Raw genomic sequence first — 24,350 nt, 5'->3', positions numbered from 1 at the left:
CATTGACTTCAGTACTATGCCACTGACACAAGACGCTTATAAACAGGTATTTTCCATTCTTCAGGATTATGCATTTATTATCGATAGTTCGTCTAAGATCATCGATAAGAATACAAAAGTTGATCAACGAAAGTTTAATCAATCAAAATTATCCGATTGTTTTGCTGATGACGGCTCCTTCCACTTTGAGAAATCTTTGCAGACCAGTCCATACGTATTCCGATCGGATTTCTTCTTCAATCCTTCTGACCATATCTATTCAGAAATATCTGTTACTTTGTTTACTGCAGCAAAAGAAAATCTGTTTCTTGTGGTGGTAAGAGATATCACTGCGCAGCATGACACAGAGCTTGAACTACTTCGTTTTTCCGAAGTGATCTATCGAACCGTCAATCCGATCCAAATCACCAGCACTGAAGGGAAAATGATTTTTGTTAATCCTGCATTTGAACATATTACGGGATATACTCGCGCGGAATTGATTGGTGAAAATCCCAATAAGTTGAACAGCGGAAAACATGGAAAAGATTTTTGGAAAAAGGTGTGGACGAAGATCAATACTGGTCAACAATGGGTTGGTCAAATTCAGAATAGAAAAAAGAATGGTGAACTATTCTATACCGAACTGGTGATTTCTCCGATTGTAGACGAAAAGAAAAAAGTAATCGGTTTTTTAGGAGCGCACAGAGATATTACAGAGCAAAAGATTCTCGAACGTCAGGTAGTGCGATCGCAAAAGATGGAAACCTTTGGAACACTTGCCGCCGGAATTGCCCATGAAGTGGGAAATCCTCTTACCTCCATTTCATCGCTTGTGCAGGTCGTTCAACGTCAAACGGAAGATGATTTTGTGCAGGAGAAACTGGAATTAGTGAAGAACCAGATAAATCGTATTTCAAAAATTATCCGTGAGCTGGTCGATTTTGCCCGTCCATCGACGCATGAAGTGAAGGATGTCAGCACAAATTTGGTGGTTCGGGAAGCATTAAATATCGTTCAATACGGAAAAAAAGCACGTACTATTAAGTTTAACGTTGCTCTCGTGGACGACCTGCCATTTGTCAGTGCTGTTCATGATCAGATTTTACAAGTTTTCCTAAATATTTTAATGAATGCCGTTGATGCAAGTATGGGAAATCCAGACTCTTCAATCTCAGTATTGACAAAACAATCGGACGAAAAAGTCGAAATTAGCATCTCCGACAATGGCACGGGAATTGCCGAACATCACCTCAGTAAAGTATTCGATCCATTTTTCACTACAAAAGAGGTCGGCAAAGGGACGGGACTTGGTCTTTGGGTCAGTTTGGGTATCATCCGCAATTTTGGGGGGGATATTCATGTTGAAAGCGAATTAGGAAAAGGAACCACGTTCATCGTTCGACTGCCAAAAAAAGGATAAGGAAATGAAGAAAAAAATTTTAGTTGTTGACGATGAAGAAATCATTCGAGATTCCATTGGGTTTATCCTGGAAAAGGAAGGATATGCCGTACGGAAAGCAGAGAACGGGGCAGTGGCATTTAAGTTGATGAATGAAAATCTTTTTGACCTCGTCATCACGGATATTGAAATGCCGGAAATGCGCGGTCCCGATTTACTGGATAAAATATCGGAACGGTTTCCACAAACATTTGTCATTATTATCACAGCGTATGCTTCTATTGAGACGGCAGTTGCGGCCATTCGCAAAGGGGCTTATGATTATTTATTGAAACCGATCGAGTTCGACGATCTCCTGTTCAGAATTAAAAAATTGTTCGAATATAAAGATCTTGTGTTGGAAAATACGCTTTTACGACAGGAAGTGAACAGAAAATTTGACTTCTCCTCCATTATCGGACAAAGTGAAGCAATGAAAAAGATTTTTTCCGATATCCAAAAAGTTGCGCCGACGGAAGGAACAGTGTTGATCACGGGAAAAAGCGGAACAGGAAAAGAGTTAGTAGCACGAGCAATCCATGGACACAGTAAACGATCCGGAAAACGGTTTCACGCCATCAATTGTGGTGCAATCGTCGAGACACTATTTGAAAGTGAGCTCTTTGGACATAAGAAAGGATCATTTACAGGGGCTACAAACGATAAAGACGGCGCATTCAAAGCAGCTGAGGGAGGAACATTACTGCTAGATGAAATTAGTGAAATGCCGCTGCATCTTCAACCAAAACTGCTTCGTGCTTTGGAACAGCGCGAAATTACACCCGTTGGCAGCAATGATACCATACCTATAAATGTAAGAATAGTTGCAGCGACGAATAGAAATCTGAAAGAAGAGATAGTCAAAGGAAAATTTCGCGAAGATCTATTTTACCGCCTCAATGTTGTTGAAGTCCATCTGCCCGAACTGAGCGAACGATCGGAAGATATACCACTGTTGGTAAACTCGTTTATCTCCAAATTCCGCAGCGAGATGGGAAAAGCGATCAAAGGAATCTCTAATCAGGCGATGAGTGCGTTAGTAAATCATCAATGGAAAGGTCAGATCCGAGAGCTGCAGAACATTGTAGAACGCGCTATGATCTTTTGCGATGCGGAGATTATTGACGTGCAGCATCTTCCGGAAGAACTGCAGGCAAGCGCACAAATTTCCGTTATTGATTATTCTTCGCAATCATTAAAAGATGCCGTTCACATGTTTGAACGTCGTTACATTGAACAGAAATTGAAACATCATGGCGGCGACAAAGATAAAGTCGCAAAAGATCTGGGATTAAGTCTGTCAACGCTCTATCGCAAATTTGAAGAGCTGGGGATACCACTGAAAGATAAATAGGAAGAGTATTTTTGATAACAGCCATCGGATTACACGAAGCAATCTGATGGCTGTTTTGTTTTAAAATTCTGCACTGACACCGATCGATGGAAGTAATGCAATACTCCCTTCGGGTTGTTTCACTTGTTTTGTTCGCTCATCATAAACAGGAATATCAAGTGCTCTGCGGTTATAGATGTTTTGCACATCAATATATGTGATCAAATTCCATCGTTCAAAGTTCCATCGACGGTCAATACGAATATCAATGCTATGGTTGGCGCCGATGCGTGCAGTATTATATGCTAAACTATTCTGCGTCCCGTTAGCATTATACGGTGTATAGGGGCGTCCAGTAGCAAATCGAAATTTCCCGCTGAACTCCCACAATTCATTCAGAATATAACCGCCGCCAAGATTGATAATCCAGCGCTGATCGAATGAACTAGATCGTAATACTCCGTCCAGTGCTTGGAATCTCGCCTCATTCCAACTGAGACTTACCAATCCATAGCATGGAACATTGGACAATTTTTTTTGAAGGAACAGTTCAAGTCCATGTGCAACGCCGCTGCCGGAACTCACGAGGGGATCAAGTCCGAATGCAGCATATCCGTCTTGTGAACCGCCGTATCCGGCACCGCTATTGGCAAGGACCAAATATGGCCGAGTGATACTTGTTGGGTAATCGGAATAGTTTTTTACATATCCTTCCAGACTTATTTTTACATCGGAGCGAATAAGGTATTCAATTCCTGTCACGTATTGATCGACAGCCACAAATTTCAAATTTCTATTTGTAGCATTTGCCACCAACCAAATATATGAAGGTGCTTGATGGTATTGGCCAATGCTTGTGGTTACCGTGACAACCGGAGAAACTGCGTATGAGAATGATACACGTGGTGAAAAAGAGAATTGATCGTTAATAAGATTGAAATAATCAACTCTTCCGCCAATCGTAAATCGAAGATTGTGTGCAATCGATTGTGACCATTGAATATATCCCGCCGATTTAATTGCTGTTGTATCGAGCGCTGCGTTCACAGTCAATTGCTGGCCAAAATTTGTCCAGAAGGGAATCGGGAGAATAATATTTGAGTTGAAATCGACGAATTTACCCAGCAAACCAAACGAAAGTTCCGATTCTTTTGTCAATTGAAATACAGCATCAGCTCGCAGTGAAGTTTCAAATTCATTCGATGAACTTTTAAAAATCTGTTGAAGAAGAGAATCGCTTTGGAAAAAACTATATCCGATAAATGTCTGACTTATTGTTACATTCGTAAATCCTTTGTTTACCAAATGTCTCCATGAAACTCCGCCAAGAAATTGTGTTTGATCGGTGCCTAAAATACGGGAATTATCAAAACGTTTTTTCTGAGTGTCATTGAACAACTTTATATTATCCAATGCAACAATACTTAATATATTCACTTGATCATTCGGCGATAATTTATAATTCACTTTACCGAGGAAATCCCAATATTCCGGTACAAAACCAAATCCGGCAGCTTTAAAGATAAAATCGAGATAACTTCTTCGTGCAGAGAAGAGAAAAGAGCCTTTATCATCGGTGGGTCCTTCAAGATTCAATCCGAACTGTGAAGCAGAAATAGTTGCCTTTCCGCCAAGTCGGTCTGTTCTGCCATCTTTTAAATCGATCAAAAGAACAGACGAAAGCTTGTCGCCGTATTTTGCTCCGAATCCGCCAGTTCTGAATGATGTTTCATCCACAAAATCGAGATTAATATAACTGAGCGGCCCGCCGCTTGCTCCTTGTGTACCGAAGTGGTTGATGTTTGCTACTTCAATGTTGTCAATGACGAACAGGTTCTCGGATGGTGCTCCGCCTCGAACGATCAGATCGTTTCTCCCGTTTTGAACCTGGGCAACACCGGGGAGGATAGAAATGGCACGGACAACGTCCTCCAATCCTCCCGGTAAGCGGCGGATCTCTTCCGCACCAAGTGTTTGGACACTAATGGGAGCATCCGGTGATTTTTGGAAATATTCTGTTGTGACTGTCACACCTTCCAATTCCAGGGAAGATTCCATTAATGCAAAGTGAACGTCAGCCGGTTTACCGACGGAAATTACAACATCGGTTTTAACCATCGGTTGAAATCCAAGTGCGCTTGCCCGGATATTGTATGTTCCAACTGATACATTCTTAATGGAAAAATTACCCTCAATATCTGTTGCTGCACCAATGGTTGTTCCTTGAATGACAATTGTCGCACTGACGATCGGTTCTTTTGTTGAGAAGTTAATTACGTGCCCGACCATTGAACCAGCCTGTTTTAATTGGTTTTCTTGAGCAAAGAGTGAAAGAGCAAAAAAGGCAAAAAGCAAAAAAACGAATGATTTCATATTCCCTTATTTTTATAATGTCTGTAGTTGCCAGCGCCGGGGAGGTTTAAATTGTTCCATTGTTGAATTAAATCATTTACTATAATGGTTAACAGAATTTCTCTGCACGCGAAGAAATTTCCTTAAACATTGTCATTACAAAATGTTCATGCTCTGGTTTCATCAAAACACTTCTGAGCACTCTGGTCGTCGGTGCATCAACAACATAATGGGAATGTTCTTTGGCGATAGCGGATGATGAAACTGTATAGAGAGCAAGATAGAGGGGTGAATCGGAGTGATTCATTGTGGAGTTGAATATTTTTTCAGAGGCTGCAGAAACAGTTGAAGCTGAGAACTCTTTTGTCTTTGGAAAATAAATGACAATATCAAGATCCGGAGTGCAATACTCCAATAAACTGCTGCTAGTCGAAATCAATTCACTCCATATCTGCGCTGCATGCCGTGTTTTTGTGAGGATTGTACCGAGACCCCCGTCTCTCCTCAATGGAAATGCTTTTAAAGTTGCCCACAAAGCCGCCGCCGATGCTCCCGCGCGTGAACATTCCAATGAAATTTCGCCAAGATGTAATTCTTTTGAAGTAAAATATGTATAAGGCGAATCATGCTGATAATATTTTCCAACATTTGCATTTTTGAAGATTACACAGCCGCAACCGTACGGCTGCAATCCATGCTTATGCGGATCGATAACAATGCTATCACACTCTTTCAGTGCCAGAAACGGTTCCGGGGAAATAATCGGAGCTTTGTCATATGCAAGCAGAGTGAAGAATCCTCCATAAGCACAATCTGCATGAATTCTAACTCCGTATTTTTTAGCAAGGGGAAGAATTGAATGTAGTGGCTCCACAGATCCAGTACCCGTTGTTCCAATGGTGACAACTAATGTTCCAATGGTTCCCTTCTTCAATTCAACTTCAAGTAAATCAAGATTGGTAATATCTACTTCTTGTGATTCTGTTTTGATTACCTCACACATCCGTCTGTGTGTGTAATGTGCATTTGTGGAAAAAGCTATAGTTTTATTTGGGTGGATTGATCGCGCAACCCATAGAGCTTCAAGATTGGCAATGGTGCCACTGGAAGTAAGATGTCCAAGATGTTCAGTGTAGCCGAACATCGTTGCAATTTGATCGACTGACTCCATTTCCATCTTTGCTGTAGCCGGTCCGCCATCCAATGCATGGTTGTTAGGATTGATCTGCATTGCCATCAAATAGGATGCAATTGCAATTGGGTGGGGAGGTTTAATCATCTGACCTGCATACCTGGGATGGAAAAAAGGGTAATTATCGTTGAGTCGTTGTTCCAATTCAGTGAGAATAGAGACAGATTTCTCTACTGTGATATGCAGAGATTCATCGCCATCCATACTTTCCCATCGTTCGCGAAAACGGTGCTGGAATGAAATGGTGCTGTCAATAAGAAGACGAAATTCCTTTTCAGTCATAGTATTCGGCATTAATGTGATTCAATATAGAAGGAACAATGTTTGCAATCAATACAACCTAATAAATTCAATTGAACAGCGGTAAATTATTTTCTATTTTAATAAGATGTAAGGAAAAAAATCTTTAATTTTTTGATCGTTGAACTTCAACTATTTGGTTAAATATACTCTATGTTGACAATAGCAATCGACGCGGCATGTGAAGCGGGAAAGTTCCTCAAAGCAAATGTTGGGAAGGTGAAAAATATCGAACGAAAGATCGGACAAGAGACAAATCTTGTGACGGAGATTGATAAGCAATCCGAAGTGATGATCATCAAAAAAATTAAAGAACATTTTCCTGAACATGCTATCCTTGGTGAAGAGAGCGGCGCAAATGTCAGTACGTCCGAGTTTAAGTGGATTATTGATCCCTTGGATGGAACGACGAATTTTACACACGGCCTCCCTATCTATTGCGTTACCATTGGCATTGAACACAAAGGTGAGATTATTGCCGGTGCCATTTATGATCCGAATGCTGATGAATTGTTTACAGCCGAAAAGGGAAAGGGAGCGTTTCTTAACGGAAAGAGGATTTCAGTCTCAACAGCAGCAACATTAATTACATCGCTTGTTGTTACAGGTTTCCCCTATAACGTGAAGGATAATCCGGAAAATGTGATTGAACATTTTGTTAATTTCCTTCCGCTTGCTCAAGGTGTTCGCAGACTCGGTTCCGCTGCTCTCGATCTCGCCTACATTGCATCGGGTCGATTTGACGGTTATTGGGAAGTGACACTTCAACCTTGGGACAAAGCAGCGGGAATCTTATTAGTGCGCGAAGCTGGTGGTATGGTGACAGATTTTTCGAACGATCCTGCAAATGTGATATACAATCCGAACACTTTAGCAACGAACGGAATAATTCATCATCACATGCTCGAGATCATCCAATTGACAAAAAAATCTCATGCCTCTTAAAAAACAAACCATTTTATTTGTTGATGATGAAGAAAGCCTGCTTGATATCGTCGGTTCGGTGTTGGAGGCAGAAGGGTTCAAGGTTGTCACTGCCACCAGTGTAGAAAAGGGGATTGAACATTTATCTTCCGTCAATCCTGACATTATTATTTCGGATATCACCATGCCGGGTAAAAATGGATTTGATTTTTTTGAACATATACGCTCCCTTCCGCATTTGCAGCATGTTCCTTTCCTCTTCCTCTCAGCTCATTCCGATTCCGAAAGTGTTGTTGCCGGAAAAGAAATCGGCAGCGATGATTATTTGACAAAGCCTGTCGATTTTCATCTGTTGCTTTCATCCATTCGCGGAAAACTCAAAAGAAAAGAACAGCTGCATGAAGCTGCCGCCCTTCAAACGGAAAAAATTAAATCGGAAATCTTTCGTTTAATCACTCATGAAATGCGGACCCCGCTTACCTCCATCCTCGGCGCAACGGAAATGCTGTCTGACTCACATGGTGATTTATCGACGAAAGAGTTGACAGAATTTTTACAGATGCTTCAAAATAGCAGCAAACGATTAAATATGATGGTGGATGATTTTCTGACCGCAACGAAGATAGAATCGGGCGAGATTCTTAGAGAGATGGATATCAAAGATTATCGTGTTACCCCCAACCATATTGTTCAGCGATTAATCTCCGATTTAGAATACCAGTTGAGCCACCATGGAGTGAAGATTGAAAACAAGATTGTGGATGCTACCATTACTGTCCACATGTTTGCGGCACATATGGAAAATATTCTCAAACGCCTTATTGATAATGCTATAAAGTTTTCCCAGCCGGAGAGTTATGTAATTGTCGATCTCCACGAGAGCAATGGGTTTGTTTTTTCGGTGCAGGACTTTGGTGTCGGAATAGCTTCGGAAAAAAAATCGATCATTTTTCAAAAGTTTGGACAAATAGATAGAGAAAAGAACGAACAACAGGGATCCGGCCTTGGTTTGTACATTGCGTACAATTTAGCAAAACTCAATGGAGCCGATGTTTGGTTCGAAAGTGAAGAAGGGAAGGGTTCCACCTTTTATTTGCGAGTCCGAAAAAGCCTCTAAAATTCTTCTCCTGTTACTCGAGAGATTGAAGCTCCCAGTATGCTCAATTTCTTTTCGATTGCTTCATATCCTCGATCAAGATGATAAACACGTAATACTTCCGTTTCCCCTTCCGCTTTCATTGCTGCGAGAATAAGAGCAGCAGAAGCCCGAAGATCGGTGGACATGACTTTTGTACCTGAGAGTTTTTTCACACCGCGTATAATCGCAGCGTTATCTTTCATTTCAATATTGGCCCCGAGCCGTGCAATTTCAGGAACGTGTGCAAATCTGTCGTGATAAATGGTATCGGTCACCGTTGATGTTCCTTTGGCAATCGTCATTAAGGAAATCCATTGCGCCTGCATATCGGTTGGGAAACCGGGATAGACAGCAGTGGTTACATCTACAGGCTTGATGGTTTTTGGAGCAATCAATTCAATAAAATCTTTGCCGATTGTTAGTTTTGCTCCGGAATCTTCAAGTCGTGCAGTCACAGCAGAAAAATGGTCCGGGATAACATTTTCTATTCTGATCTTCCCACCGCACATTGCGCCGGCAATTAACATTGTCCCTGCTTCAATCCTGTCCGGTATAGTGTTGATGCTCGCAGGATGTAATTCTTCTACTCCTTCAATTTCTAACGTGGTTGTACCCAAGCCGTCAATCTTTGCTCCCATAGCAATTAGCATTTCGACAAGGTTTGTGATTTCTGGTTCCATTGCCGCATTTTCTATGCGTGTTGTTCCTTTTGCCAGAACAGCAGCCATCAAAATATTTCCTGTCGCTCCAACGCTGGAGACGTTGAATGCAATACGCGCTCCTTTCAGCCGTTTGGCTTTCGCATAGATATATCCTCGCACAAGTTCAATCTTAGCACCGAGTTTTTTCATTCCTTCAATGTGAAGATCGACCGGCCGCGGGCCCCATGCACATCCGCCTGGGAGCGATACCTTCGCTTGTCCATAACGGGCAAGCAGCGGACCAAGAACATAAATTGACGCACGCATCTTTTTCACATGTTCGTACGGCGCTTCGAATTTATTAACACGGAAGGTGTTTACCTCCAACGTTTTATTTTTTCGTTCAAAGGTGACTCCCATTGTTTGGAGCAGTTTGGACATGGTGACTACATCTCGAAGATCGGGAGTGTTATGGAGTTCATACTTTCCGCTGGCGAGGAGTGTTGCCGGCATCAAGGCGAGCGTTGCATTTTTTGCACCGCTGATGGAGACAGTACCATTGAGTTTCTTTCCGCCTTTAATAACAAATTTATCCATAAAACCTCTCTCGATCCTTTCTTCAATGAGTGATGGAATGTTATTAAAAATTGCTCAAAAAACAAATTAAGCTAAATGATGGCGCAATTTTTGGCGAAGAATAGACATTGCAGTACGGATGCGAGTTTTAACGGTGCCGAGCGGCATTTTAAAATGTTCTGCTAATTCGGATTGTGTGTAACCACGGAAGTACGCGAATTCGATTAATTCTTTCTGCTCATTGGAAAGAGACGTAAGGGCGATAAGAATCTCTTCCTGTTGTCTGGAAAGAATTGCTCGGCGTTCAGGATTATCGGCAAGATCTGCAGTGAAGATATCACTATAATTTTCAATTTTGGATTCTTGAGACCGATTCCGATAATTTTTAGACCGTAATCGATCAATTGCCTTGTTTCGTGCGATACGGCAAAACCATGAACCGGGATTTCCCAATCGCTGATCGTACTTTTCCCCATGTTCCCAAATATTGAGGAAGACTTCCTGTAAGATATCCTCTGCCTCCTGTTGTTCCTTCAAAATGCGGAAGATAACGGAATAGAGAAGTGTTGAATATTGATCATATAATTCTGCCAAGCCAGACGCTTCCTTTCTCGTGATCCTGTCGAGAAGGGAAATATCATTCTTCATTTGTTCGGCTGGCAGAATACTGAATATCATACGCTAATTAGAAAATGCTGGTTCACCCATTAAATACATCGTTCCTGTTGGCTGCGGAACACCTCCTTTGGGTTCTAAGGTAACGGCAAAGGCAGTAATATCTTTTTTATTTTCAGGAAGCGGTAATTCGGAAACTTTGAAATAGTTCTCATTGCCCTCGGCAACGCTAAAGATGCCGGCACTGAACGGTTTTTTATTTTTATCTAAGAACCACAATTGATAATCTTTATCCGAAGGGAGAGAGGGAAGTTTTGAAATTTGCAGAATGGCAATTTTGCGTACGGGATCCCAGATAATTTTTCCATAACCGGCAGGATTCACTTCCAGTCCATTCATGATTGCTACTTCAATTTTTGGAGATTGCAGAACGTTCAATATCTCATCTTTTTGTTGTATATCGGTTGTGAGAGAAGTCAGTCGTAGTTGCTGTTCTGCAACAAGTGATTCATACGAAGAAAGTTGTTGTTCTGTTGTTGAAAGGTCATTGTATAGCAAATATGCATATGCACCAATTTCAATAACTACGATTAACAGAAGCATTGATACAATAAGTCCGAATTGCGGACTTCCGAAACCGAGTGTGTGTGCAAGATCTTCAAAGAACTCTGAAATAGAGAAGGAAGCATGGGATCGTTTTCGGATTGTATTAAGGAGTTTTGTTTTTATGTTCGGACGAGGAGAAACGCGAGTGAGACTGGTATTAATTAGATAGGAAACAGAAATCGAATCACGGTAAATTTCCTGATACTCTTTATCGCCGTGAGTCAACATGTTCTCAAACACTGCTTGTTCTTTTGCATCGAGCTCACCGAGTGCATGCACAGCACATAATTCTTCAAAATATTCTTTTTCAGATGCCATATAAATAGAGAACGAAGTTTTTTCACTGTTGGATTCAACACTAAAGTACTTGAATCGATGCCCAGTCGCAATGAAAAAAAATGCTTAATCTTTTGATGAAACAAACCGGATAATCGGAAGTTCTATCAGTGTGACAAAAACACCTAATCCGGTGGAACTGATAAAACTCATGATTCCCTGCCCTAGTGAGTTATTCATTTTTCGGTTTTGATCCATGAATCGCCCTATCTCATCGTCTGTAGCACCGCTCAGGATCAGTTTTTTTCTTTGCCACTGCACCATAGCATCGATCCACTCGGGGTTGATATAGTTATTGTAGAGAAACAAGAACAGTGTGAATATGGCAGCGGATATAATAGCAATTTGAAATCCGGTATTAATTCCTGCTTTGAGTGGAAGAACGACATTCAGCGTGGTTTGTTGTTCTTTTAATGCAACATATATTACTACAATAGGAATGAATACTGATACATATCCGGAGTATTGACCAATCTCAAGAGATGTAGTATGAAATCCGAGCGCGAATTCAATCAGCACCCATATACTCATTTCTACGCCGCAAAGAAGACCGTAACGATATTCGGGATTCATTTTTTTGTGATAAAATTACTGATGTTTCCAACAATAATTGTTGCCAGACAACCAATAAGTGTATGCCAAGTAAAATCAATATTTGTATATGTCAAAACAATGATCATCGATACAATACCTGCAATAAAACCGGCGAATGCATCAAGTTGATTAGTACACTTGAAGAGAAGACCGAGAAAAAATGTTCCCAACAAACCACCGTAGGTAAATGATGCTATTTTTAATCCAATCTCAACGACAGGATTTTTTGTATCGGTAAACAGCATAGCGCCGCCGATAAGGACAAATCCCCATAATAATGTAAAGCGTTTTGACCATATCACATCTGTTTTTTCGTCAAGGTTTCTTCCTTTGGTTGTTAATTTGAAGAGATCAAGAAACGTTGAGGAGGCTAGCGAACTGATGGACGAAGAGAGTGTACCCATAGCAGATGCGAGTACACCAGCGATAACCAATCCTGCAAGACCGGTAGGGAGATTTTCGACAATGAATTTCGGAAATATTTCATCGGACGATTTTAAACCAAGTTGTTGGAATGGTACACCGTTGTAAAATGCGAACAGGCATAATCCCAACACTAAAAAAAATGCGAACTGAAGTACGATGATCGATGCATCCAGAATCAACGCTTTTTGACTTTCCCATTTGGACTTGCACCCAAGCAGACGTTGCACAAGCAGTTGATCAGTTCCATGTGATGCCATGGAAAGAAATGTTCCTCCAAGCAGTCCGCCAAGAAACGTATACGGGGAGGAAAGAAACTCGAGGAAAGTACTTCCGGTAGTCAAATTAATCATGGAAAATTTATCTGTCCCATTCAATGTTGCAAATGAGACGACATCACTCCAGCCGTTGGGCAGATGCTGTAAAATTAATACCATCGAAGCAAAAGCGCCGCCGAGATAGATACACATTTGAACAACATCCATGGCAACGACAGCTTTCAATCCGCCGACATATGTATAGACGAGTGTAAAAATTCCAATAATAAAGATGCTTGTTGAATAATCAAAACCAGTAATTAGGTGAACAGGAATTGCTGTGGCAAAGAGTCGAACCCCGGAAGCAAGGACTCGCGTAATAATAAAAACAGTCGAAGTGAATTTCCGCAGTCCCATGCCGAACCGTTTGCCGAGAAAATCGTACGCTGTTTCCAAGTCTCCTTTATAATATGCCGGTATAAAAATCATACTGACCAGCAGTCGGCCGAAGAAGTACCCGACGGCAAGTTGCAAAAAATGCATGTCACTTTTATAAGCAAGACCCGGAATACTGATGAATGTGAGTGTACTCGTTTCACTGGCGACGATGGAAAATCCGACCGACCACCACGACATTTCCTTTCCACCGAGAAAATAGTCTCGCGAGGTTTTTTGTTTTCTGCCGATATAGACGCCGATCAGTGTAACGCCAAGAAGATAAACTGCAACGATGAGGTAATCGATGAAGGAAAAGCCCATGGGGGAAATATTGTATCAGTTCATTGCAGCATGAGTGCAATGAACTGATGATTTGATAAATTATGAACTTTTTTGCGCTTTTGCGACGCTGTCAAAGATGGGGAATACTTTATCTAATTGGGAGATCTTGAGCAAAGAAAGGACTTTTTTATGTACGCCGACAAGTTTTATTTCGCCATTATGCTGGCGCATTTGTCTGTCGGCAATTAACAGAGCACTTAATCCGCTGCTGTCGCAAAACTCGACGGCAGTGAGATCAATAACCAGTGATTTCAATGTCGGTCGACAGAGGAGGATAAATTCCCCCTTCAATTCAGGAGAGACCGATACATCCAGTTTGCGTTCTTTTAAGGTGATAATAGCACTACTTCCATTCTTTGTAACGTCAAATTTCATAGCGACCTCAATTTAAAACATTGATAAAGTTCTGAACAACTGTTCATATCTCATTTTTGCATTCCGATTCGGTGCTGCATTAAATTGGAAATTGTAATACGCATCGGCATGCTCCTGCGTGAACCCGACCTTCAATGGTGCGTTAATGTGTTTGCATAAATATGCCGAAGAAGGAACAAGGGAAAAATTCAAATCGAGCAATAGATCAAATTTTTGATTGAGCAGCGTACTGATCTCTTGTTTTTTAGGAAGGAAAAAATAGTTCAAGTGCTCATTTTTAATGGTAGTAACATTCGAACGGTTGAGTGTATTGGAAAAACTACGATGTCCTTCGTTCACCACCAATGTGAGCTTATTTCCCTGAAACTTATTCTGCAGAAGAATAATTGTTTGTGCCACAACGGATCGCTGTTCCGGGTTCTCAGGAATGATTACCAGTGCCGTTTTTGCGCTTGAAAACGACGTGGAAAAAGAGATTGACTTCGATACCTTCCGTCGCGAAAAGAACCGTGTTATTGTTATTCCAAAATTTCTTCGTTGTTTTTCAAACATATCGTTGTTATCAACTATTCTGTGGCAGTAAAGTGCAAAACGTTTTTAAGAATTTCAAGAAAAGAAATTTACAGATTTTACGGAGGATTGTACCGTGATGAGAAATTGCTTGACTATCACTGTAACATTTTTACAAACTCTGCTTCAGTGATCGTCTTGATACCCAACTCAATCGCTTTTTGCAGTTTTGAGCCTGCATCGCTGCCAACAATGACATAGTCTGTTTTTTTACTTACGCTGGATGCAGATTTGCCGCCAAACGCTTCGATCTTTTCCTTTGCTTCATCGCGGCTCATCGATTCAAGACCTCCTGTCAGTACAAACGTCTTACCGACGATGAGCGTGTTAGCGGAAATCTTTTTCCGATCACTTTTCATTTGAAGTCCGGCTTTGGAAAGGCGATCGATCAGTGTGAGTGAATGTTTATCCTTGAAGAATCGAACGACACTTTCTGCAATACGCGGTCCGATTCCTTCAACATGTCCCAGTGATTCCAATGATGCATTCCGTAATTTATCAATCGTAGAAAAATTATCCGCGAGTAATTTTGCAACCCCTTCACCGACAAACCGAATTCCCAAACCGAATAGTACTCGATTAAAAAGAAGTTGTTTGCTTTCTTCGATTCCATCCAATAGATTCTGAGCACTTTTTTCTCCCATTCGTTCAAGGCCGGCAATCTGTTGTTTCTTAAGGTCATAAATATCAGCAATATTATGAATCAATCCTTCATTCACCAGAAGGTCAATTACTGCTTCGCCAAGTCCTTCAATATTCATAGCACGTCGATGGGCAAAATGTTCAATACGGCCTCGAACTTGTGCAGGACATTCAAAATTCTCACAATAATATGCCGCTTCACCTTCAGGGCGAAAGATCTTGGAACCGCATTCGGGACACTTGGAAGGAAATTTGAACACAGAAGATTTTTTCTGCCGTTTTTTTAGATTGACCCTGGCTACTTTTGGAATGACATCGCCCCCTTTTTCTACAAAAACAGAATCACCAATTCGAATATCCAAATCCTTAATAAAATCTTCATTATGCAGCGTTGCACGACTGACGGTGCTTCCTCCGACAAATACTGGTTCAAGTTCCGCAACCGGAGTAATGGTACCAACGCGCCCCACCTGAAGAGTAATAGCATTCAGTTTTGTTTCCATTTGCTGAGCTGGATATTTGAAGGCAATTGCCCAACGGGGAGACTTTGCAACGGCACCGAGTTCTTGCTGTTGTGCTATCGAATCGACTTTAATAACGATGCCATCGATATCATATGGGAGGGAAGCCCGTTGTTCATTCCATTGGTCGCAATACTGCTTTACTTCTGTGATGTTTTTGCAAACACGGGCATTTTCATTTACGACAAATCCGAGTTTTGTAAGAAGTTGGAGGTTTTCCGAGTGACTTTTTAGCGGGACATCATTCGTGCGGAGGAAGTATGTGAACATCCTCAATTTCCGTTGCGCGACGATCTTAGCATTTTGTAATTTTAATGTGCCGGAGGTTGTGTTGCGGGCGTTAACAAAGGTTTTCTCTCCAAGCTCTTCCTGCTTTTTATTCATCGCTTCAAAATCTTTTTTCATCATAAAGATTTCACCGCGCACTTCAAAATTATTGGGCAGTCCCTTTTTACTTTCTGTCTTTAACGGGATTGACCGTATCGTTTTTAGATTGTTGGTGATCTCATCTCCCTGAGTTCCATCGCCTCGCGTTGCACCCTGAATAAAGATGCCGTTACGATAGATTAAACTGATGGCAACACCATCGATCTTTAATTCGGCGACGAATTGATATGGGTGCCCTCCGATTAATTCTTTTACTCGGCGGTCAAAGTCCAGCAATTCTTCTTCACTGTATGTGTTGGAGAGTGATAGCATCGGGACTTCATGCGTTACAGTCGGGAACTCTTTTGTCGGTTCGCCTCCGACACGTTGTGAAGGAGAATCCGGTGTGATGAGCTGAGGATATTTTTGCTCTAAGTCGAGAAGTTCATTCAACAACTGGTCATACTCGAAATCGGAGACCGAAGGCTGAGAGAGGACATAATATCGATGATCGTGATCTCTCAGCGTTTTGCGAAGCTTGTCAATCTTTTGTTTGACTGATGGTGGAACGCTCATGCACTATCTCAGCAATTCTGCCGTAATTTTTGCGTTGCGAACCCGTTTTCCCTTTTCTCCAAGCGGGCCAATCTCTTTACCGTTTAATAACAACCGTACTGCACCTCCGTCACTTAACGATATTGAAAATCCTTTTTTTGCGATATAGGTGCGATACCTTCCGTTCAGCATATAACCGCTGCGAGGAGGTAGCGAATCTCTGATGATCGTGATCCATACTGAATCTGTTGCAACAAGGCGGAGCACAAGCGAGTCGATGACGGGAAGCTCAGGCACTGCAACTTTTGCCGTATCGACTGAATCAATCGTCACCGTCGGCTGCAATTTTTCCTGTTCCCGCACGACATCCTGAAAAGCTGTCTCTTTGATTTTATCTGCCGGGAGTACTTCATCAAAATAATTAAACAGAAATATTGAGATGAGTAGAGCGGCAACAGCCAGTCCGGAAAGAATGATTATGGATCGGCCCCGTTTTTCTTTTTTTAATTCATTCTCAGTGGATTCCGCCCGGTAGTTGAATTTTGTTTCATCTCGGACAGCGGCGGTTTCTTTTTGATGTTCCGGAGTGCTGTGGATATCGTATTTTTTTAAAACTTGGTCAGCATCCATTCCAATTGCTTCTGCATAGGCCTTAATGAAAGCACGGACATATGTTTGCGGGAGGATATCGAATGCTCCCTGGTCGATGGCTTGAAGAAATTTTATACTGATACGAGTTTGTTGTGATATATCGGACAGCGTAATATTTTTTGCTTCACGTTCTTTTCGTAATTCTTCAGAAAAATGATTCATTCGATTGGCTATTGGTAGAAAATCTTTTATGTATAAGATAAAAAAAATATCGCAGGGCATCAAGGAAAGAACATGAGGTAATCGAAGTTATTTTCATCAGGAATGATCAAAAAGTCACTTCTTCAGACGATCAAGAACTTCTCGAACCTTTTTTGCAAGCTCCTCTATTTTATACGGCTTCTGCAGGAATCCGTTAATTTCTTTTGCAAAGGTACTTCCTTCCAAAATAGCATCATTATACCCGCTGGAAATGATCACTTTCGATTTCAGCTTCAATGCTTTGATTTTTTGGAAAACTTTTTTCCCGCTCACTTGTGGCATGTTCATATCGAGAAGCACGAGATGATATTTTTTCTTTTTAGAGAGTAATGAAATCGCTTCACTTCCGCCGGAAGCAGTGGTGACTGCATAACCCAAGTCGGACAACATCGTGCTGAGAGTCAGGCGAACGAATTCTTCATCGTCAACCACCAAGATGTTTTCTGAACCACCGGTAATTTTTCGCGGTGAAGCCGTAAAGATGTCCTTTGGAACTCCTTTGACGAGAGGAAAGCCGAGGGTGAATGCAGTTCCTTTGCTGCTCTCGCTGGTGAACGAAATTGTTCCGTCATGAGATTTAATAACGCCGTAGACGACCGAAAGACCGAGTCCTGTCCCTTTACCATGTTCCTTGGTAGAAAAAAACGGGACAAAAATTTGTTTTTTAACATCATTGGACATTCCAATACCGTTATCGGTGATTTTAATGGTAACTGTATTATCACTCTTTAAATCCACAATGGTTTCAATTGATAATATTCCGCCGTTTGGCATTGCATCCCGAGCATTGATAAAAAGATTCAACAACGCTTGTTGAATTTGTCCCTCATCTCCGTTGATGATCGCATAATTCGGTGACAATGTTCTTTTCACTTCAATAAACGGTTTCACTGATGGCTCGAACATTCTGAGTGTTTCTTCAAGGATATCGTGCAGATTAACGGGGTGAAATTCCACCGGCGAACGACGAGCAAACGTCAGCAGTTGATTTGTGAGGGATTTTCCTCTTGTTGCGGCTGTTTCGATGATCTCGACAAACGGATAATTTTTATTGGATGAACGGATGCGCCGTCGCATGATGGATGAGGCACCCATAATTGAGGTAAGAATATTGTTAAAATCATGAGCAATTCCTCCTGCAAGATTTCCGATGCTATCGATCTTTTGCGCTTGCATCACTTTTTGTTCCAAAAATTTCTGTTCTGTCATATCACGACCAACGCACCGAAGTAGAGTCGGTTGATTGTTCTCATCGAAGACAAGCGATGTATTGATTGAAACATCGATGATTGTTCCATCCTGTGTTCTCATCTGCTCTTCGCTGCTGCGAAACTCTTCGTGGTCGTCAAATGATTTCTGCAAGATGGTTTTTACATAACTGTGCATTTCTTCGGGATAAAGAAATGTGATTGGTTTTCCGATGATCTCAGTTTTGTGGTATTTGAGCGTCTGGGACTCGGTTTGATTACAGTTGATTATGATTCCTTCCCGATTGACAAGGTGATACATATCCGGCGAGTGCTCAAAGAGATCGGCATATCGCTTTTCGGATTCGGTGATCTTATCGAACAAATGTGCATTGTTCAATGCAACACTGATTTGGTTGCTGAATGCAGCAATGAGATTCACTTTGCGTTCGGGAAAAAAATCTTTTCCTGTGCTGGCTAACAACAAAATTCCTTCTGATTTATCGGCAACGCGAAGCGGCACCGAGACCCACGAACCGATATCCAACAATTGCAGATTGGTGTGAAAGACTATTCCTTCTGTTGAATTGGTGTCCTTGTTGGTGCGTATTTCTTCGGTCCACTCTAAAAATGTTTTGCTCGATAACATTTTTTCGGAAAAGAACCCAAAATCCGCACCGAATGTCTGTTTCAATTCAAGACGGTCGCCTTGCAATACATAAAGCCATCCAAATTCTGTTTTGAGAATTTCCGCAACGTTGTGCAGTGCATTACCGAAGATATAATTCAGGTTGATAGATTTGCTGACAACCATTGCTACTGTGTTCAGCGCCTCTAGTTCACGCCGCTGCTCTTCAAGTTGTCGTCCGTACTTCAGAGAAAAATATACACTGGCAAAACCAATGACACCTGCTGTAACAATGCTAACAAAATCAAGAAATTCGAAATCCTTTTGCAGAACGATGTTGGCTGCAATGATTGTTGTCATCATCACAATAACAGCGGTCGATGCAACCATCTGTGCCTGTTCTACAAGGCCAAATTTTAGTGAGAAGGAGCGAAGCCGTTGGAAGATTTTTTTCATGAGGACGACTGGCCGGGGGAATTAGTAATCGACTGCTTTTTTCATTTCGCGTGTCCGCCGAATACGGCCTTCAATGGTTGCCAGCAGTACATCGTTTTCGACAGGTTTAGTAAGATAATCATCAACGCCGATTCTTTTGCCGGTGCGGATCAGTTCTTTTTGGTTCAGCGCAGAGATAAAAATGAATGGAACGGTGGAGAATTTATCGATCAATCGGAATTTTTCATAGAACATAAATCCGTTCATGTTCTTTTGTCCGAACGCAATATCGCATAAGACAAGATCCGGTGTAAAATTATCCAGCAGGTTTAAAGCTTCTTCGCCCGACGTTGTGTTGAGACAAAGATAGCCGTGTTTTTCCAAAAGACGTTCGAGTAACAATAAAAAATTTCGATCATCATCCAACGAGAGAATGACCCCTTTTGAGTCGAGGGATTTGATAAGTCGCGAAACTTTTTGTTCAAGAATGAGATCTTCTTGTGCGGTGACTTTAAATTTCTCCTTAATTGCCGAAAAATCCCGGATACCGTTGTTCCATTCATCTTTGATCGCATTCATGTAACAGGTAAGGCGTGAATTCTGTTCAAGATAGTCATGCTCATCTTGAGAAATGGCAAAGAATTCGCGCATGGTTTTGGTTCGTTCTTGTTCTAACGGTGTGATATGGCCATCTTTCCAAATCTCATTTAGGAATGTTTTGTAAGCCTCCATCACCGCATCGGAGATCTTTTGAACATACTTAGACGGTATTAATACTGCTTCTTGTTGCAGATGCTTTTCGTTCGGTTGCGAAGATTCGGATCCATTGGCGGAGGGTTGAACAGCCTTTGACGCTGATTGCTTCTCACTTTGTTCTTTGAGAAGAGCTTCAATCCGTTCTTTGTACGCTTTTGCATAAATATTCTTTGCGTTGAGCTGAAGGATTTGATCAACGAGATTCAAAGACTCTTCCAGTTTTCCGATTTTGATTAATTTGTCGATGCTTCGGAGTAGTTCACCGATGTTTTCTTTACTTGTCGCCATAAGTTACATTGCTCGCTTTAATTCTCGTGAACGTCGAAGTTTTCCTTCAATTGTTGCTAACAGCATTTCAGTATCAATCGGTTTAAACAAGTAATCATCGGCACCAAGCTTTTTGCCTGTGCGAACAAGAACATCCTGGTCAAGTGCGCTCAAGAAAATGAACGGAGTTGTGAGAAACTTATCGATAGAGCGGAATTTTTCATAGAATGCAAATCCGCTCATGTTAGGTTTAGAAAAATTAATATCGCAAACAACGATATCCGGTGTCATAGTTTCAAGTAATTGTAATCCTTCTTCACCGGTAACAGCTGTGAAGCAATAGAAACCTCCCTCATTCAAAACACTTTTGATAATATCAAGAAATGGTTGATCGTCGTCCAGTACCAATACGGAACCGTTCGATTGTAACGATTGGAGCAGCTGGAAGACCTTTGATTCAATGGCAATTTGCTCCTGATCGGTGATCAAAAATTTTTTGCGCAACGGATCAAAGTTTGTTATTCCTTTACGGTATTCGTCTCGAATGGCATGCAGATAGCTTGTTAACCGGACATCTTTTTCAATTATGGCATGTTCGTCCAACGTGATGGCGAATGTCTCCCGCATTGAGGCGATTCGGATTTGTTCCTCTGGTGTGACCGATCCATCTTTCCAACTCTCCATCAATAACGATTGGTATGCATCTGCCGCAGCCGCCGAACGTCTAATGGGTGAGAATTTTGCTTCATCAGGAGAACTCTGTTTTTTAATACTTGGTTGTTTAACCGGAGGATCAATGCCAGCAAGGGGAATCGGGGCAACAATCGGCACAGCTCTTTTCACTTCCGGTTTTTTCTGTTCAATAGGTTTTGGAGATACCGGTGCAACTGGTACTGGCGTTGGCGGTGGGGCAGTTTGTTGTACTGGTTGTTCAACTATTTTTGCGTCCGCCGCACGTTGTTCTGCATCCGCCCGCGTAATGCCTTGTGCTTCCAAAAGCGAAATGATCCGCTCCTTATACGCCTTGCCATAGACATTCTTTGGGTCCAATTCAAAAATTTTATTGATATAACCCAACGCAGAATCAAAATTATTATTTTTGATTTCTTTGTCTGCGAATCGAAGAAAGTCGCTAATATTTTTAAGTGATATGCTCATGAATTATTTTTGTGTGAATGCATCAGTTCTTTCAAGACCGTTTCCCGGGCAGTGTTCATCGGAAATTCATTATGGGTAAACAACTCAAATGCTTTTGCCCCTTGCCCTAACAGCATTTCAATTCCGCTAATTGTTCGTGCACCGGCTTTGTGTGCCAGTTTTATTAATACCGTTTCCAACGGGTTATAGACAATATCTAGGACAATTTGGTTTGGTTGGATCACCGAGTCCGGCGGGAGCGGATGAAGGTTCAACAATGGTTTCATGCCGACGGATGTGGTATTGATGAGCAGCGTTGCTACATTCATCTCCCGCGAAGCTACTTCATGTTCGTTGGTGCAAAAGAATTTTGTCAATCGGAACTTTGCACTGAAATCATCAACGATTGCTTTTGCATTTTCCAGCGTACGGTTTACAATCATGATCCGTTTTGGGGAAAAGAATTTTGCTATAGCATAGACGGTTGCCCTGGCGGCACCGCCCGCACCGAAAATAACTACATGATTATTTTTGATCTCTTCTGAGTAGTACGCAAGAGAAATATAGACTCCATGTGCATCTGTGTTGTATCCTACAAGGCGTCCGCCGTTGTTGACGATTGTATTAACAGCACCGATCATTTTTGCCTCTTCCGATACTTCATCAACAAGAGGAATTACTGTTTCTTTATAAGGAACAGTGATGTTTGCACCACGGAAATTTAAAGAACGGAGTGCGGCAATAAGATTCGGCAGCATTTCCGGATTAACATCCATGACCCCATAATCATAATCGAGACCAATTTTATTCAACGCTGCAGTATGCATTGCCGGGGACATTGTATGGGAAATGTTATGTCCGATGATGCCGATATGTCGCTGATGTTCTGAGAATTTTGGTAATTTCATGAGTTAATATACCGTTTATTCAAAAAATAAAAAAAACCTAATCATTTGATTAGGTCCCCTGAAAAACAAATCAAAAAAATAACAAACTATTCTATTGTTGAAGGAGCGAGGCAAATTCTTTAACAGATTTTACCCCCTTGAATTCTATTTCAAATTTTGCCTTCAACTCAGGGTTAAGTTTCAATGCAACTTTGAGTGATTCAACAGCATCCAGATTCTTTTCCATGACGAAGAGGACTTTTGCTTTGCTGTAGAAAGAATCCGGAAACGCCGGATTCAACTCAATGGATTTATTGAGCGCCTTCAATCCTTCTTTGAGATAACCCATCACAAACAGCGTGTCCCCGTAATCATACCACGCTTCAAAATTGTTCGGGTCAAGCTGGACGACCATCTTGTAACTGAGAATGCACTCCTTCATTTTCCCCAGATTGAATTCGGCATCTGCCTTTGCATACCAAAGTTCGGGATATTCTCTGCAAATTTCCACGGCGCGGTTGTAATCGGTCAATGCTTTTCGATATTGTTCCATCGCATCGTAACAGCTGCCCCGGCCGAAGTACGATTCATAATGTGTACTGTCATAACGAATGGCAAGCGTAAAGCACTTAATTGCTTCCGCAAAATTTTCTATTTCTTCGTATGCATTTCCAAGATTGTGGAGCGCCGGAACATCTTTTGGTTCAAAACGAAGGGTTTGTTTATAACACTCTATTGAATCGTTCAATTTTCCCTGCATTGCAAACACATTTCCCTTATTATAGTAAGCAGCAGGGAAATTCTCCTTAATAGCAATCGCCATATCGTAGCTGTCTATGGACTGGTCATGATTACCAAGCCGGTTCAATACGATGCCTTTATTATACCAAGCATTAAAATTATACGGATCGAGATCGATGTGTTTGTTGTAGCACTCAAGCGATTCTTCGATCTTATCCATCAAATCGTAGCAAAATGCCAACTCAAACCAAACATCGGGATTCGTCGGTTCTTCTTTGACCAGAAATTTTAAAATCTCCAATGCTTCGCCGAACCGTTCTAACTTCTCAAGGATGACTGCTTTATTCAATAATGCTTCGGTATCGCCCGGATTCAGTATAAGTGCTTTTTCAAAATCCAGCAACGCTTCATCATTCCGATTTGAATTGTCGAGCGTAATTCCACGATTGATAAAAAGATCACTGTCATTTGGATTTAAGGAGATAGCGTGGTTATAACATTCCAATGCTTCGGTATAGCGGAAGAGATTATTCAAAATCATCCCTTTTCGCATCAATGCATCAGAAGAATAAGGTGCAAAATCGACTAATTGTGTTGCGAACGAAAGAGCATCCTCGTATTTTTCCTTCTCAAAGTAATAACCGATGATTTCTTCAAGTGCTTCAATGCTTTTCAGCCCGTTTCCGCCACGACGTAGCAATTCCTTAAAGCGTTCTATCTCTTCATTGCGGTCTCGCCGAGGAGAAGAATCGCCTTCAAAATCATCTTCGAAATTATCGTGGTCAAACGTGGACATGTGCAGAAATGATTAAAGGTGATTGGTAAATACTCTTAGTTCAAATAAACAAAAAAAGGGGGGGTAAGTCAATAATTCCATCGTTAACAATTTATTTTCTTTGAAAAGCCACAAAAATAGGCGAAATTTGGTCAGTTATTATGTCTTG

Annotated in this window: 20 protein-coding genes; 4 read left to right on the top strand and 16 right to left on the bottom strand. The window is 41.4% G+C overall.

The genetic code is table 11. The annotated features are described in order from the left end of the window. The first annotated feature begins 16 nt into the window (after positions 1 to 16). Both WDA22_09385 and WDA22_09380 read left to right on the top strand, forming a co-directional pair. Positions 17 to 1,402: a PAS domain S-box protein gene (locus WDA22_09385; GenBank protein MFA5833678.1), complete on the top strand. Its 1,386-nt coding sequence runs from the start codon at positions 17 to 19 to the stop codon at positions 1,400 to 1,402. A 4-nt stretch (positions 1,403 to 1,406) separates the two neighbouring features. Further along, positions 1,407 to 2,774 (top strand): sigma-54 dependent transcriptional regulator, encoded by a 1,368-nt coding sequence (locus WDA22_09380; protein MFA5833677.1) that lies wholly within the window; start codon positions 1,407 to 1,409, stop codon positions 2,772 to 2,774. 60 nt (positions 2,775 to 2,834) lie between these two features. Here WDA22_09380 and WDA22_09375 read toward each other — a convergent pair whose 3' ends face one another. Both WDA22_09375 and WDA22_09370 read right to left on the bottom strand, forming a co-directional pair. Then, positions 2,835 to 5,126, bottom strand: coding sequence for a TonB-dependent receptor (locus WDA22_09375; GenBank protein ID MFA5833676.1), 2,292 nt, complete (start codon positions 5,124 to 5,126; stop codon positions 2,835 to 2,837). 88 nt (positions 5,127 to 5,214) lie between these two features. Further along, positions 5,215 to 6,591 (bottom strand): pyridoxal-dependent decarboxylase, encoded by a 1,377-nt coding sequence (locus tag WDA22_09370; protein ID MFA5833675.1) that lies wholly within the window; start codon positions 6,589 to 6,591, stop codon positions 5,215 to 5,217. 159 nt (positions 6,592 to 6,750) lie between these two features. Here WDA22_09370 and WDA22_09365 point away from each other — a divergent pair, with 159 nt between their 5' ends. Continuing rightward, complete coding sequence (locus tag WDA22_09365; protein ID MFA5833674.1) at positions 6,751 to 7,542, top strand: inositol monophosphatase family protein; 792 nt, start codon at positions 6,751 to 6,753, stop codon at positions 7,540 to 7,542. After that, positions 7,532 to 8,638 (top strand): response regulator, encoded by a 1,107-nt coding sequence (locus WDA22_09360; protein ID MFA5833673.1) that lies wholly within the window; start codon positions 7,532 to 7,534, stop codon positions 8,636 to 8,638. Before WDA22_09365 ends, WDA22_09360 begins: the two co-directional genes overlap by 11 nt. Here the strand turns inward: WDA22_09360 and murA are convergent. The 14 genes from murA to WDA22_09290 form a co-directional block, all read right to left on the bottom strand. Next, positions 8,635 to 9,897, bottom strand: coding sequence for a UDP-N-acetylglucosamine 1-carboxyvinyltransferase (gene murA, locus WDA22_09355; GenBank protein MFA5833672.1), 1,263 nt, complete (start codon positions 9,895 to 9,897; stop codon positions 8,635 to 8,637). The genes WDA22_09360 and murA overlap by 4 nt on opposite strands. A 66-nt stretch (positions 9,898 to 9,963) precedes the next feature. Continuing rightward, positions 9,964 to 10,554 (bottom strand): sigma-70 family RNA polymerase sigma factor, encoded by a 591-nt coding sequence (locus tag WDA22_09350; GenBank protein ID MFA5833671.1) that lies wholly within the window; start codon positions 10,552 to 10,554, stop codon positions 9,964 to 9,966. Between the two features lie 3 nt (positions 10,555 to 10,557). After that, positions 10,558 to 11,415: an anti-sigma factor gene (locus WDA22_09345; GenBank protein ID MFA5833670.1), complete on the bottom strand. Its 858-nt coding sequence runs from the start codon at positions 11,413 to 11,415 to the stop codon at positions 10,558 to 10,560. Between the two features lie 84 nt (positions 11,416 to 11,499). Then, complete coding sequence (locus WDA22_09340; protein ID MFA5833669.1) at positions 11,500 to 12,006, bottom strand: DUF4199 domain-containing protein; 507 nt, start codon at positions 12,004 to 12,006, stop codon at positions 11,500 to 11,502. Continuing rightward, positions 12,003 to 13,466: a sodium:solute symporter gene (locus tag WDA22_09335; GenBank protein MFA5833668.1), complete on the bottom strand. Its 1,464-nt coding sequence runs from the start codon at positions 13,464 to 13,466 to the stop codon at positions 12,003 to 12,005. The genes WDA22_09340 and WDA22_09335 overlap by 4 nt, the downstream gene beginning before the upstream one ends. Positions 13,467 to 13,526: 60 nt before the next feature. Further along, positions 13,527 to 13,862 (bottom strand): STAS domain-containing protein, encoded by a 336-nt coding sequence (locus WDA22_09330; protein ID MFA5833667.1) that lies wholly within the window; start codon positions 13,860 to 13,862, stop codon positions 13,527 to 13,529. A gap of 12 nt (positions 13,863 to 13,874) precedes the next feature. Then, positions 13,875 to 14,414, bottom strand: coding sequence for a hypothetical protein (locus WDA22_09325; protein ID MFA5833666.1), 540 nt, complete (start codon positions 14,412 to 14,414; stop codon positions 13,875 to 13,877). A 116-nt stretch (positions 14,415 to 14,530) separates the two neighbouring features. Continuing rightward, positions 14,531 to 16,537: an NAD-dependent DNA ligase LigA gene (gene ligA / locus WDA22_09320; protein ID MFA5833665.1), complete on the bottom strand. Its 2,007-nt coding sequence runs from the start codon at positions 16,535 to 16,537 to the stop codon at positions 14,531 to 14,533. A 3-nt stretch (positions 16,538 to 16,540) separates the two neighbouring features. After that, positions 16,541 to 17,329 (bottom strand): RodZ domain-containing protein, encoded by a 789-nt coding sequence (locus WDA22_09315; protein MFA5833664.1) that lies wholly within the window; start codon positions 17,327 to 17,329, stop codon positions 16,541 to 16,543. Positions 17,330 to 17,443: 114 nt separating this feature from the next. Next, complete coding sequence (locus WDA22_09310; protein ID MFA5833663.1) at positions 17,444 to 19,639, bottom strand: ATP-binding protein; 2,196 nt, start codon at positions 19,637 to 19,639, stop codon at positions 17,444 to 17,446. A gap of 21 nt (positions 19,640 to 19,660) precedes the next feature. After that, positions 19,661 to 20,662: a response regulator gene (locus WDA22_09305; GenBank protein ID MFA5833662.1), complete on the bottom strand. Its 1,002-nt coding sequence runs from the start codon at positions 20,660 to 20,662 to the stop codon at positions 19,661 to 19,663. A 3-nt stretch (positions 20,663 to 20,665) separates the two neighbouring features. Continuing rightward, the gene (locus WDA22_09300; protein MFA5833661.1) at positions 20,666 to 21,799 is read right to left on the bottom strand and encodes a response regulator; all 1,134 of its coding nucleotides are present in this window, start codon (positions 21,797 to 21,799) and stop codon (positions 20,666 to 20,668) included. Then, positions 21,796 to 22,686, bottom strand: coding sequence for a shikimate dehydrogenase (gene aroE / locus WDA22_09295; GenBank protein MFA5833660.1), 891 nt, complete (start codon positions 22,684 to 22,686; stop codon positions 21,796 to 21,798). The genes WDA22_09300 and aroE overlap by 4 nt, the downstream gene beginning before the upstream one ends. 91 nt (positions 22,687 to 22,777) lie before the next feature. Beyond that, entirely contained in the window at positions 22,778 to 24,202 is a 1,425-nt protein-coding gene (locus WDA22_09290; protein ID MFA5833659.1) for a tetratricopeptide repeat protein, read from the bottom strand. Positions 24,203 to 24,350 lie beyond the last annotated feature (148 nt).

It is taken from the genome of Bacteroidota bacterium, from assembly GCA_041658205.1.
Classification (GTDB): Bacteria; Bacteroidota; Ignavibacteria; order UBA10030; family UBA8401; genus UBA8401.
Note: the sequence above shows the minus strand (reverse complement) of the source record. Positions and strands in the feature narration are given on the sequence as shown.

Coding starts and splice junctions, on each gene's coding strand:
- WDA22_09315 (MFA5833664.1), bottom strand. CDS start 17,329: ATGAATCATTTTTCTGAAGAATTACGAAAAGAACGTGAAGCAAAAAAT.
- WDA22_09360 (MFA5833673.1), top strand. CDS start 7,532: ATGCCTCTTAAAAAACAAACCATTTTATTTGTTGATGATGAAGAAAGC.
- murA (MFA5833672.1), bottom strand. CDS start 9,897: ATGGATAAATTTGTTATTAAAGGCGGAAAGAAACTCAATGGTACTGTC.
- WDA22_09365 (MFA5833674.1), top strand. CDS start 6,751: ATGTTGACAATAGCAATCGACGCGGCATGTGAAGCGGGAAAGTTCCTC.
- WDA22_09375 (MFA5833676.1), bottom strand. CDS start 5,126: ATGAAATCATTCGTTTTTTTGCTTTTTGCCTTTTTTGCTCTTTCACTC.
- ligA (MFA5833665.1), bottom strand. CDS start 16,537: ATGAGCGTTCCACCATCAGTCAAACAAAAGATTGACAAGCTTCGCAAA.
- WDA22_09305 (MFA5833662.1), bottom strand. CDS start 20,662: ATGGCGACAAGTAAAGAAAACATCGGTGAACTACTCCGAAGCATCGAC.
- WDA22_09290 (MFA5833659.1), bottom strand. CDS start 24,202: ATGTCCACGTTTGACCACGATAATTTCGAAGATGATTTTGAAGGCGAT.
- WDA22_09310 (MFA5833663.1), bottom strand. CDS start 19,639: ATGAAAAAAATCTTCCAACGGCTTCGCTCCTTCTCACTAAAATTTGGC.
- WDA22_09345 (MFA5833670.1), bottom strand. CDS start 11,415: ATGGCATCTGAAAAAGAATATTTTGAAGAATTATGTGCTGTGCATGCA.
- WDA22_09330 (MFA5833667.1), bottom strand. CDS start 13,862: ATGAAATTTGACGTTACAAAGAATGGAAGTAGTGCTATTATCACCTTA.
- WDA22_09300 (MFA5833661.1), bottom strand. CDS start 21,799: ATGAGCATATCACTTAAAAATATTAGCGACTTTCTTCGATTCGCAGAC.
- WDA22_09385 (MFA5833678.1), top strand. CDS start 17: ATGCCACTGACACAAGACGCTTATAAACAGGTATTTTCCATTCTTCAG.
- WDA22_09380 (MFA5833677.1), top strand. CDS start 1,407: ATGAAGAAAAAAATTTTAGTTGTTGACGATGAAGAAATCATTCGAGAT.
- WDA22_09370 (MFA5833675.1), bottom strand. CDS start 6,591: ATGCCGAATACTATGACTGAAAAGGAATTTCGTCTTCTTATTGACAGC.
- WDA22_09350 (MFA5833671.1), bottom strand. CDS start 10,554: ATGATATTCAGTATTCTGCCAGCCGAACAAATGAAGAATGATATTTCC.
- WDA22_09340 (MFA5833669.1), bottom strand. CDS start 12,006: ATGAATCCCGAATATCGTTACGGTCTTCTTTGCGGCGTAGAAATGAGT.
- aroE (MFA5833660.1), bottom strand. CDS start 22,686: ATGAAATTACCAAAATTCTCAGAACATCAGCGACATATCGGCATCATC.
- WDA22_09325 (MFA5833666.1), bottom strand. CDS start 14,414: ATGTTTGAAAAACAACGAAGAAATTTTGGAATAACAATAACACGGTTC.
- WDA22_09335 (MFA5833668.1), bottom strand. CDS start 13,466: ATGGGCTTTTCCTTCATCGATTACCTCATCGTTGCAGTTTATCTTCTT.